Source organism: Paraclostridium benzoelyticum (assembly GCF_001006285.1).
Lineage (GTDB): Bacteria > Bacillota > Clostridia > Peptostreptococcales > Peptostreptococcaceae > Paraclostridium > Paraclostridium benzoelyticum.
Genome location: NZ_LBBT01000063.1, coordinates 1 through 11782, shown reverse-complemented (window position 1 = coordinate 11782; position 11782 = coordinate 1). Strand labels below are relative to the sequence as shown.

Sequence of the window (11782 nt, the reverse complement as noted above, 5' to 3'; positions counted from 1 at the left end):
ATGATAAAGCTGTAATAATGCTTAATCCTATTAAAATAAATATAATAAAATTACTTTTATGTCCACTTCCTCCGTTATTAAAATATATATCTTTAAGATTATCTATTGGACTATATCTTTGTTGAGAATATAACTTTAATTTGCTATCTATATCCTTTATAAGTTGTTTGTTTTTTTTATTTCCAGCTATATAAACAGGACCTGTTGAGTATTCAAAAATCTCATTCATATCGCTTAACTTCGTATTATTTATATGAGAAATAGTAGCATCGATTTCATTTTTCACTAGTAAATCATCAAGTTCTTTATAAGATTGAGCTTCAACAGGAATTACTTTTATGTCTCTATTCTCTAATAAGTCCATTATCCATTTTGAGTTAGTCTCTCCAGGTATATATCCGAATCTTAGATTCTTCAATTCATTTAAATCTCCATAATCTATGGATTTATTAGTATATACACCATAAGTTTCTAGGGTTATATAGCTATCTGTAAATTCAAATTCATTAATTCTATCTTCTGTTCTATTAATTCCAATAAGTAAATCTAAATCTCCATTTTTTAACATACTCATCGCTTGTAAAATATTAGTATATTTATACTCATATTCAATTCCCAAATCGTTGCATATAGTGTCTAATATATCGTTATAATATCCAGTTGGATTTCCTTTGTCTATATAAAAATAAGGGTTATAATCATAAAATCCAACTTTTATAACTTTATTTTTATATGGTTTCTCCTGTGAATATATATTATTATCAATTATGGGTATTAATACTATGAGAATAACTAAAATGTTACTTATTTTTTTAAGCATAATTCTCTCCGTTTCAATCGTTTTGTATTTAATAATAATATTATCTTTAATCTTTCATAACCATATATTCCCATTTTATTCATACCATAGCTTAATAAAATTCATACTCTCTTTTGATGGGTAAAACATTTTATCTTTACCTTTTTCCCCTACAGCAAAAATAGAAAACCCTTTAATATATTTTTCATTCTCAAAGACTATTTTATATGCGTTAAAACATCTAGCTTGCTCATCTCCATTTACCAAGTCAGATACATTATTGTTCCAAGGGTGTGTTGCGGCATATTCAAGTCTTGGAAATCCTAATTCTCCAAAAAATATTTTTTTATTGTACTTGTTTGCAAAGTTCTCAATTTCTTGTTTTATATTTTGATTTCTATTATTTACTGTAGAGCTATTGATACATTTAACTAATTCTTCTACTGTATTTATAGGCTTATCACTCAGTTCAAAATAAGCTGCAATAGATATAAAGTCTACTTTCGAAAACAATTTGTTATTTAGCTTTTTATTATATAATTCTTTACTTTTGAGATCCCATTCAGCAGTGTACCACCATGAAGTTTTATATGTTACAAGTCCTTTGAATCTCTTTTTCGTAAAATCTATTATATCGCACCAATTTTGTTCATAAGGTTCAAGCTTGCTAAAATTCGATGCTGTATTTACAATATCTACGTTGTATGGAATTGCTACTTCATCAATTAGCTCACTTAATATAATTTTCCAATCTTTAAAAAATTGTTCTTTGTTTTTAGGATTATATTCAGTTTCATATTTACTTCCATTGTCAATCCAGGGAAACGCTTCTAATATTACTGTTTTATTATTTTCTTTCAAAATTTTAATAATCTGTATGGCCTTATTTTTACTATATTCATCTATAATCATTTTGTTAGATTCTAAAGAAGGTATTTTTATAACTATAGGTACATTTACAGTATTTGCACTTAACATTTTTATATCTTGTAATGCCTGATTAATTTCATAATCTGTAGATAAATTTACTGAATTTAATTTATCCGGTAATTCTCCTTTATCCATTTTGTATACAGCCATAAAACTACATAAAGCTAATATAATTGTTAAAATTATTATCTTTTTCAATTGTATCAACTACTTTCTATATTTTAATATTAATAATATAGCTGATATTATTACAGTTAAAAATAAAAATCCTGCAATAAGTATGAATGTTAAACTTGCTTTTTCTAATTTAAATTTAGAAGAATTATCTTCTAATTCTTCATCACTTCTATTGTTTTCTTTAAAATTTATATCCTGAATACCTCCATCTCTATTTACTACAGCTGCATCTCCTTTTAAATCTCTAGTTAAATTATTATCAGATAAATACCTTACTGATGAACTCAAGCTGTTTTTATCTAAAGAAGATACTATAATAGCTGAATTTGATTTACTATAAGGTGAATTTATAAGTTGTATTGTTGATAATTGTTTTGAATATTTATCATCTAAAAATTTAATCTTATCATTATTTTCAAATCCACTAAAATTCTTATCAAACTTAATGTATAAGTCTTTATTTATATCTTTTAAAATACTATTATCATCTGGAGTTCCTATAACTATAAGATTTCCTTTTTTATTCGTGTTTAAAAATTCACTATCAGTTAACACATTTAAATTTCCTGTATTATAAACTGCATCTCTTCCCATATTTCCAATTATATTAGCTATATTACTTAAATCTGAAGAGTTTAAATTCTTCGAAACCACTACATTTATATCATTTGCTTGTTGATTATCAATAAAAGGATACGGATAACTTTTGAAATTTAAACTATCATTGTCTTTAAAATCAAACTTTATAAATGAACTATCCAAAATATAAGCCCATGGGCTATCTGTATCTCTTGTAACGCACATTAAATCTTTTAATTCTAAATTAAATACAACTTTTATTTTATAATAATTTTTACCTAAAACATCCGTTGGCAGATTTACTTCTAAAATATCATTATCTGCTTTTTCTAAAGATAACTTTTTACTTGAAATAGGCTTATCATTAACATACACAGTAATTAATGATCTTTCAAAATCTAAATTTTTAGCATATCTAAATTTTAAATTCAGAATCGATCCAGCTGTACTTATTTTATTTTTAGGTATAGATACATCAAAATTAGTTTCTTGTGAAAAAGGTCCCTTAAGTAAAAAGTCATTATACCCTAAGTCATTTAAAGTCAATTTATTTTTAATCTCTTTTTTTATATCTGAAACATCTTTAGTTTCATCAATTATGAAGCTGCTACTATTTAATTCATTTAACAGCTCATTATTACATATTAATTTAGTTGCATTTTTAAGAGCTTTACCATTATCTGAAATTATTAAAATCATTCTTTTTTCTTTATTAAACGGAGAAATTACTTGCTTTATAACAGCTTTATTTTTAGCCTGATTTTTTTCGTCATCGCTTAGAAAATTCAAAAAATCTGTAGATGTGTCATTTGTTCCACCTATGTAGATAATATTTTTATTATATTCTTTTAAATTTGACTTTAGTTTTACATCTAATTTAAAATTGTCACCTTTTAGTTTTTGCCCCATATTTAAACTCAGGTTCATTACAGAACTTAATTCATTACTATTATATTTATCTGGTAATACAAAAGTAGTATCTATATATGCCTCATTACCTATATTAGCAAATACACTAGCATAGTCTTTTATTTCATTTGAGTTATCTTTTAATGCATACTTCAGTTCTATATCTGATTGCTTATGTACTACTAACCAATTTGCAGTATTAGAATCATCTCTACATATTTTATCTGATATAGTTTTATATGCTTTTATAGAAATACTATTATATCCTGATTTTACAAGTTCTTTAGGAATATTAACTTGCCATTTATCCTGATATTTTCTATTACCATCTAATCTTTTCGAACTTACAGGTTCTCCATTAATAAATACGGTAATCGTTGAATAGTTTACATCCAATAGCTCACTTTTTGTATATACTAAATTCAATTTCAAATCCTTAACATCCCAATTTTGAGATACATTAAAAAATCTTTCGGTGCTTCCAATAACACCATTTATAGTTACATCATCTTGAAATTTGTACGCTTTCACATCTTCATTATCTGCAAATACCAAACTAATATTAGAAAAAGTTAGTATTAATGATAATGCTATAGTTACTATTCTCATTAAGTACCTCCCTAGAATCTTTCTGTTTTATACCATTTAGCTTCTCTTTTTAAAAATACATCCTGAAAATGGCCAAACATACCTTTAATTGCTACTAATAACCACATTTGAGAATATGTAAAGTACATAATTGCAACTAAAAATATATTTCCTAATCCACTTTCTCCTTTTTCCATTGATAAAGTTATACTAACTTGCAAAATAAATAGGACATATGATAATATCCATACAATCCAAAAGTTAAATGGTATGTTAACTTTCACTAAATTAAATAAGCTTAAAACAAATATACAATCTGATATTATAACCGAAGTTAAAAATAAAAAATATACCGAGAAAAAATATACTATATCGAATAATACTCTATTTTGTTTTCCCTTAAATATATTTTTTATATACTTAACTAGAACATATATATTTCCTTTAACCCATCTAGTTCTCTGCTTTATCCACACTTTTATAGTCTCTGGCTCTTGTTCCCAAGTTACAGCTTGTGGAACATATGTTATTCTTTGTCCTAATTTATAGATTCTAAAGCTTATCTCTGTATCTTCAGCTATTGCTTTAGTATCCCATCCTCCTAACTTCTCAATAGTGGTTCTTCTTAATACAAAGTTAGTTCCTGGTATCGTGCAAAGTCCTAATAACTGTCTTCGTCCTGCTTGTGCTATCCATTGAAAACTTAATGTTTCTATATTTATAAATTTTGTTAAAATGTTTTTATATTTATTTCTAGTTCTAAATTTCCCAATAACAGCACCTAACTTATCATCTTTTACTATACTTTGAATCAAATATCTAAGTGCTGTTTTTTCTGGAGTGTTATCTGCATCATATATTGCAATAAACTCTCCTCTTGCTTCTTGGTATCCAATGTTTAGTGCATTTGATTTTCCTTTACCTCCAGTAATATTATCTGTATTTATAATAGTAAAATTATATTTTTTGTATTTATTCTTTATATTTTGAAGTATATCTTTAGAATCATCACTTGAGTTATCATTTATTACTATCAATTCCATCTTATCTCTAGGATAATCTAATAATAATAATGACTCTACAGTTTTTCCTATAACTTTTCCCTCATTATGAGCTGGAACTAATATAGATACAAATGGATATTCTTTTAATCTTTCATCTTTAAAATTAAGATTTTTAAGATAATATACATATCCACTTGCAGCTAAAAGAATATTTATAAAAAGTATTGCCCATATAGATATTAAAGAAAATAAAAATAAGTAATCTACTATAGTAAATCTATTCATAACTATCTCCTTCTAAATTTTCGTCTATTTATAAATCTAAAGAATATAAATATTATCGTAAATATAACCAATACAGTAGACACAAATATTACGATTATCTTATTTATATTAGACATAGAATTTTCAAAACTTATCTCAGATTTAGATTTTTCATTTGACTTATTCTTATCATACGTAACATCTATTTTCCCATCTTTCGACCTTATATTTATATCATCAATTTTTACATAATTATTTATATCTTTTAAATTTAAGAACTCTGAATCATTTTCTTTTAAATAAGATATAACTTGTTTCAAATAATCTAAATTCATATACGGATGGAAGAAAAATCCTCCAGTGTATCCTCTTACCATAGAAAGTTTATAAAAGTTATTCTTTATAATATCTATTGAAAATTTATTATCTCGTTCTATATACCCTAAATTCTCAGGAATTAAAATATTGAAGTTTTTACTTCCTTCTATGATATATGGAAAACTACTTGTAGCAAAGTTTTCATTATTGTTTTGATATTGCCCAACATAAGTTGAAAAATATTTTTTTAATTCTGTGTAGCCATTTTGATCCATAGCATAATGAGGCGCTTCAAAGGCAATAGGATAAATACCTTTTTCTACACATAATCTTAATCCACTTAAAACTCTATCTTTAACATATTCCTCTATATTTTCAGATATAGGCTCATCTTTTTCCATATCCCAAAACTCATATCCTTCTCCTGAAATCTCTCTTTTATCTAAAGAATGCATATATCCATGTAGAACAACACTACCACCTCTATCTTGCATATACTTTATAGTTTTTATAAACTCTGGATCATCTTTTATGGTATTTATTTTCCCAGTTTTGCTGTCTACATATGCTGGAATTAATGCTACCATAAAAGGTATACCTTCAGAGTATAAGTAGTCTGCAATCTCTTTTAAATTATCCTTATCTCTAAATAAATGTACATCCTCAATTCTTACAAATACTTTACCTTTTTCAAAATTTTTTATATTATAGAAATCATTTAAAGTATCTTCAAATATAAAAGATTGATCTATTTTATAATTACTAATAAAATATAAATTTTTATTATTGATAACATAAGGATACTCTTTATACGAATCTTTCATAGTTGCTAAAATCTTGCTATTTTGCCTTCTAGTATTAACAACATTAAAATAATCACTACTAGAAATAGTTAGTTTGTTTCCTTTATAATTTAATTCATTTATGCTATTTATCTTTTTTTCATAAATCAAATCATATTTATCACTATAACTTAAAAAGTCTTCTATTCCATTACCTATCCAATATATCCCATGTTCATAATTTGATAAATCCTCTAGCAAATCCCTATCATTTATTTCATTTTCTATATTTATTACAAATATTGAATCATATTGTTTTAAACTTCCTTTTTTATAATCATTTATATAAACACTATCTACACTTTTATTAAATCTATATAAAAGTTCATTTAAATGGTTTATTGTATTCTCTTTATATGAAAATGTTTTTTGATTTTCATATATTATTAGAGCATTTTCTTTTTTCTCTATATTTGCAAAACCTATACCAATATTGCTAAAAACTAATAAAATAATTAGAAATATAACAATATATCTTTTACACATCATACTGAAGTTCCTCTTCACATAAATTTTTAAATTCTATAGCACTATTTATGCTTTCTTTGTATTCTACTATAGCTATTTTAGTATCTATATCTATATATGACTTTCCTTGATTTAATTCAAGATTTAATTCACCTACATTTTTTTTAATTCTTTCTTTTACTGTATTTGCACCATTAAAATCTGTATAGGGCATTATAATACCCATCATGTCGCTTTCTAAATAATATCTCTCATCTTCTGTCCTTGTGGAATCTATTATTATGTTGCTTACACTTTTAATTAAGTTATATGTTTTTTCCTCTCCAATTATTTTTCTAATTTCTTTATAATAAGGAAGCTTTATAATCATTAGTGCTAGCTTGTTTTTATGTCGATTTGATTTACTCATTTCTTTTTCTAAAGTAGAATAGAAATGTTTAATATTTCCAAGTCCTGTCACTTCATCAACTGTAACAAGATTTTTGTATTTATTTTTTAAAATTTCGTTATTTTTTTGAAGTGATAAAATAACACTAGATAGCCTTCCACTAGTCATACATATTATAGGTATACCTGCCATCCAAATATAAGATATATAGTTTATATCTATATTTAATACTGTGTTTCTGTAAAATATTAAAGTTGCATACATAAAAATTGCTACTGATGTCAATATAAGTCCAACTATAATACCTCCTATATATGTTGTTATTGAAATTAAAAATGTAATCCCTAGCATAATAAAGTTCAATAAAAAATTGACATCTTCTTTTGATATAAATAATATAATTACAACAATAAATAATTCTAATAATAGTGCTATCATATACGAGTCTATTTTTTTTGATAACTTATCCATTTTCCCCTCCTATTTATATTTTTTACTTATTTAATCATGTGTATATTATACTCTTTTTTTTACTTTTTTCGTGTTTTTTTGATATTTTTTAACATTTTTTAGATTTTAAATTTCAAAATAAAAATAGAATACAATTATTGTATTCTATTTCATAATTCATTATTCAATTGGTAGTATTATAATAAATTTGCTACCTTTTCCAAATTCACTTTCAATATAAATTTCTCCTCCATGTAGGTTTACTATTTCTTTAGTTATCGTAAGTCCTAGTCCACTTGAGTTTTGGATTTCTTCATTTGCGTCTACTACCTGTCTAAATCTATCAAAGATAATCTTTTTATGTTCTTCGTCTATTCCAATCCCATCGTCCTTTACATATATCTCTACTTCATTTATATGATCTTTTATACCTAACTCTATAGTTCCACCTTCTGGTGTATATTTTACAGCATTACTTATTAAGTTTTCTATACATCTTTTTATTTCTATTTTATCAAAACTAACTATTTTTTCTTCTACCTCTGGATCTATTATCAGTTCTATACCTTTACATTCTACATGATTTTTTAGTCTTAAAGCTTCATTTTCTATGACCTCAACTATATCTTGTTTTGTTTTGTTTATTTTATATTTCCCATATTCTATTTTTTCTATATCCATTAGATTTGTAATTAATTCTAACAACCTCTCTGCATTTTTATTAATTACGCTCATATGGTACTTTAGATTATCTTTACTTAAGCCTTTTTTATCAATCATAATACTTATTAGTTGCTCAGTTGATGATATAACGTTTAATGGAGTTCTCAATTCGTGAGATAAGTTTACAAAATAGCTATTTTTTTTCTTTTCTAAACTTAAAACTTTATTAAATAAGTTTTCATTTTTTTTAATTTCCTTTGTAAGTTCTTTTGTTCTTTTATTTACCATAGAGTCTAATAGCTTTACTTTGCTATCATAATATAAAATAGCCAATATGCATATAGCACAATAAATAACCATCGCTGTTTTGCTTTTCCAAATAGGTGGTTTTATAGCAAATTTAATAGTTTTCTCACTAGATTCAGCTACATTATTATTTATTGCCTTAAGTTTTAGAGTATACTGACCTGGATTTAAATTTACCAAGTTTAATTTGTTCCCTTTAACATCTTTAAAATCTTGGTCTACTCCCTCTATCTTATAATAATACTTAATATCCCTTATATTCTTATAATATGGTAAAAACATTTCTATACTTATATTATTTTCATTAAATTTAAATTTAACATCATCAATGCTGTTATATCTTTTTTCATTTACATATATATCTCCTATAGATAAATCTATAAAATATTTCTTCTTCTTTAACTCTTCACATCTAAATGAGTTTAAACCATTTGTTCCACCAAAGAAAATTTCACCATCTTCACTTATATGGAATGACTTTCCATTAAATTCTCTTCCCTGCAAACCATCTACTATATCAAAATTTGTAAACTCATTTTTTTTATAATCAAACTTTGACAATCCATAGTTAGTACTTACCCATATATGGTCTAATTTATCTATCACTATTCCGTATATAGTATTATTTGGCAATCCATCTTCCATCGTGTAAACTTCAAATTTTTCTGTTTTTGGATTAAATTTATTAAGTCCATAATTCGTTCCTATCCACAAATTACCTTGTTTATCCTCATTTATAACTCGTACAGAATTATTACTTATAGAGTTTGAGTCGTTCTCTCTCATCCTGTATAGTGTTGTTTTTTGAGTTTTAGGGTCAAATTTTAAAAGTCCACCATCTAAAAAATATCCTATCCAATATATTCCATTGCTATCTTTATAAATACATCCATTTAATTTGTCTTCTATATTATATTTAGATGACAAGCTAGACATATCTATTATTTCACCTGTATCTAGATTTAATATTGCAATCCCTTCGGTTGTTCCTAGCCATACCTTATTGTCATCATCTATAAGAACACTTCTTACATTACTATTTTTCAAGCCATTATCTTTATTGTATACCTTTAACGTTTTTTCTTTTTTATTTATTACATTCAATCCATCATCTGTTGATATTAATATTAGGTCACCTTTTCCCTTTATGTCATATACTTTATTGCTGCTTAATCCATCTTTTCTTTTTATATAATAAGTTTTTTCATTTTCTCTATTTAAAACCGTTACTCCTTCCGAATTCGTTCCAACCCATAATGCTCCATCTTTGTCCTTATAAATCCCGCTTACCATATTATCTGAAATCGACGTATTATCTTCTGGGTTTAAATCATGTTTGTAATAATTTATATTAGTTCTTGAGTCAAATATACTTATTCCAGAATAAGTTCCAAGCCATAAAAGTCCACTTTTATCCTCCATAATACAAAATATCAAGTTATCGGTTAACCCATTTACATCGTATTTACCTTTTTGATAAACTCTAAACTTATCTTTTAATTTATCGTATTTGACTACTCCTGAGTCTGTTGCTATCCAAAGGTCTTTATTTTTATCCTGTAGTATATCTCTTATAGATGAGTTTTTGTCAATTCCATCTGGAGGGTCATACTCTTTTATCTTATTCGTTTTTGTGTTTACTTTATATAGATTTTCATTTCTAGTCCCAACCCATAAATTTTCATCCCCATCAAAATACACTTTGTATATAGTTATCTCTTTTCCATAGGTATCCTTCGTTAGAAACCTTTCAACCCGTTCACTTTTTTTATTTAATTTATATAATCCATTTTTAGTCCCTATCCAATAGTTTCCACTATTATCTTCAGTTATATCATATATATGTTTACTTTTTAATTGGTTCAAATTTTTAATTGCCGGCCTAAATCGATCACTGACTTCATCATATATATCTACTCCATTTGCCGTTGCAATTAAAACATCTCCATCTTTATTTATTAAAATATCATAAACACTACTATCTGATAAATTTCCATTGTTCTTACTATTATAGTAATTTTTTATAGAGTCTGTTTCTGTATTTATTTTGCTTACACCGCCTATAGTCGCAACCCATAAATTACCTTTCTTATCTTCTTTTATATCAATTATATAACTATTTGCTATTCCTTTTTTAGGGTCTTTTTTTTGCCCATACACTTTAAATTCATATCCATTGTAAACATTTAGTCCATCATTTGCTCCTATCCATATTCTCCCTTTACTATCTTGTTCTATCGCTTGTACCGTTCCCTGAGATAACCCTTGGTTTATAGTTATATTTTTAAAATTTATACTTTCTTGTGCATTGGAAATATCAACTCTGAGTATCATTACAAAAACTATAGATATAAATAGTTTTAAGTATTTTATTCTTTGCATAAATTTTTTCTCCTAAATATTTACTTATTACTCACTGTGTAGTTCTTCAGTATAGCTCAAAATTTTCCTATACTTTAATCTTGGGTAACTATCACTTATAAGCGCATAGTTTGAAAGCTTATTTCCTATCCATCTAGAGTGTAATTTACTATATATCCTAATTGAAGCTAAAAATATTCTACATTTCGGACATGTATATATATGATGTGTTCTTTTATTTTTATTATTAAATTTAGTATCTATGTTATATGCTCTAATTTTGTAAAGCATATGACTATTGCATCTTGGGCATATATATACAGACTTATAATAAAGAGAATTTTTCTTAAATTCAGATGTATACTCATCTTCTAGTTTTAATGATTTAATCTCTTTTATCTTGTCACTAGATTCAATCCAATCTATTTTCTTTAACAAACCTTTATTTCCAGGTTCAAAATCAGATTTATCTAAGTAGTCTTTATTTAAATTAAATTCTTTTAAGTAACTATATCCTGCATATTTTTTATTTAAATAGCTTTTGTCATTTTCTACTATATAATTTTTTTCATTACATTTAGAATTTTTCCGTCTAAATAAATCAAATTTTATTTTCATGGAATCACTCCTTTAATACTTTTTGCTATTACTACGAGTATACACTTTTTAACTGTAATTTTTTGTCGAAATTAGTGTTTTTTTAAAATTTTGTACAGAATCTTTTAAAAATAATATT

General features: G+C 25.3%; 8 protein-coding genes. All 8 read right to left on the bottom strand.

Annotated features, from left to right (window positions below; all coding sequences use genetic code 11):
- Window positions 1-820 (bottom strand): substrate-binding periplasmic protein (locus VN21_RS03190; protein WP_152650761.1); only part of this gene is annotated, 820 nt, incomplete at its 3' end.
- Window positions 821-895: 75 nt separating this feature from the next.
- Window positions 896-1879, bottom strand: a complete 984-nt coding sequence (locus VN21_RS03185; protein WP_226896665.1) for a glycoside hydrolase family 113 — start codon at window positions 1877-1879, stop codon at window positions 896-898.
- 57 nt (window positions 1880-1936) lie between these two features.
- Complete coding sequence (locus tag VN21_RS03180; RefSeq protein WP_046822014.1) at window positions 1937-4003, bottom strand: cellulose biosynthesis cyclic di-GMP-binding regulatory protein BcsB; 2067 nt, start codon at window positions 4001-4003, stop codon at window positions 1937-1939.
- Window positions 4004-4014: 11 nt separating this feature from the next.
- Window positions 4015-5271, bottom strand: coding sequence for a glycosyltransferase (locus tag VN21_RS03175; protein ID WP_046822013.1), 1257 nt, complete (start codon window positions 5269-5271; stop codon window positions 4015-4017).
- A gap of 2 nt (window positions 5272-5273) precedes the next feature.
- The gene (locus VN21_RS03170) at window positions 5274-6899 is read right to left on the bottom strand and encodes a DUF2334 domain-containing protein (RefSeq protein WP_052951966.1); all 1626 of its coding nucleotides are present in this window, start codon (window positions 6897-6899) and stop codon (window positions 5274-5276) included.
- On the bottom strand, window positions 6889-7737 hold the full coding sequence (locus VN21_RS03165; RefSeq protein WP_046822012.1) for a GGDEF domain-containing protein: 849 nt from the start codon (window positions 7735-7737) through the stop codon (window positions 6889-6891). Before VN21_RS03165 ends, VN21_RS03170 begins: the two co-directional genes overlap by 11 nt.
- 159 nt (window positions 7738-7896) lie before the next feature.
- Window positions 7897-11067, bottom strand: a complete 3171-nt coding sequence (locus VN21_RS03160; RefSeq protein WP_046822011.1) for a ligand-binding sensor domain-containing protein — start codon at window positions 11065-11067, stop codon at window positions 7897-7899.
- A gap of 27 nt (window positions 11068-11094) precedes the next feature.
- Window positions 11095-11664, bottom strand: a complete 570-nt coding sequence (locus VN21_RS03155) for a hypothetical protein (protein ID WP_046822010.1) — start codon at window positions 11662-11664, stop codon at window positions 11095-11097.
- Window positions 11665-11782 lie beyond the last annotated feature (118 nt).

What these genes read in the sequence shown, in the direction of transcription:
- VN21_RS03185 (WP_226896665.1), bottom strand. Translation starts at nt 1,879, where the DNA reads ATGGCTGTATACAAAATGGATAAAGGAGAATTACCGGATAAATTAAAT.
- VN21_RS03160 (WP_046822011.1), bottom strand. Translation starts at nt 11,067, where the DNA reads ATGCAAAGAATAAAATACTTAAAACTATTTATATCTATAGTTTTTGTA.
- VN21_RS03155 (WP_046822010.1), bottom strand. Translation starts at nt 11,664, where the DNA reads ATGAAAATAAAATTTGATTTATTTAGACGGAAAAATTCTAAATGTAAT.
- VN21_RS03165 (WP_046822012.1), bottom strand. Translation starts at nt 7,737, where the DNA reads ATGGATAAGTTATCAAAAAAAATAGACTCGTATATGATAGCACTATTA.
- VN21_RS03175 (WP_046822013.1), bottom strand. Translation starts at nt 5,271, where the DNA reads ATGAATAGATTTACTATAGTAGATTACTTATTTTTATTTTCTTTAATA.
- VN21_RS03170 (WP_052951966.1), bottom strand. Translation starts at nt 6,899, where the DNA reads ATGATGTGTAAAAGATATATTGTTATATTTCTAATTATTTTATTAGTT.
- VN21_RS03180 (WP_046822014.1), bottom strand. Translation starts at nt 4,003, where the DNA reads ATGAGAATAGTAACTATAGCATTATCATTAATACTAACTTTTTCTAAT.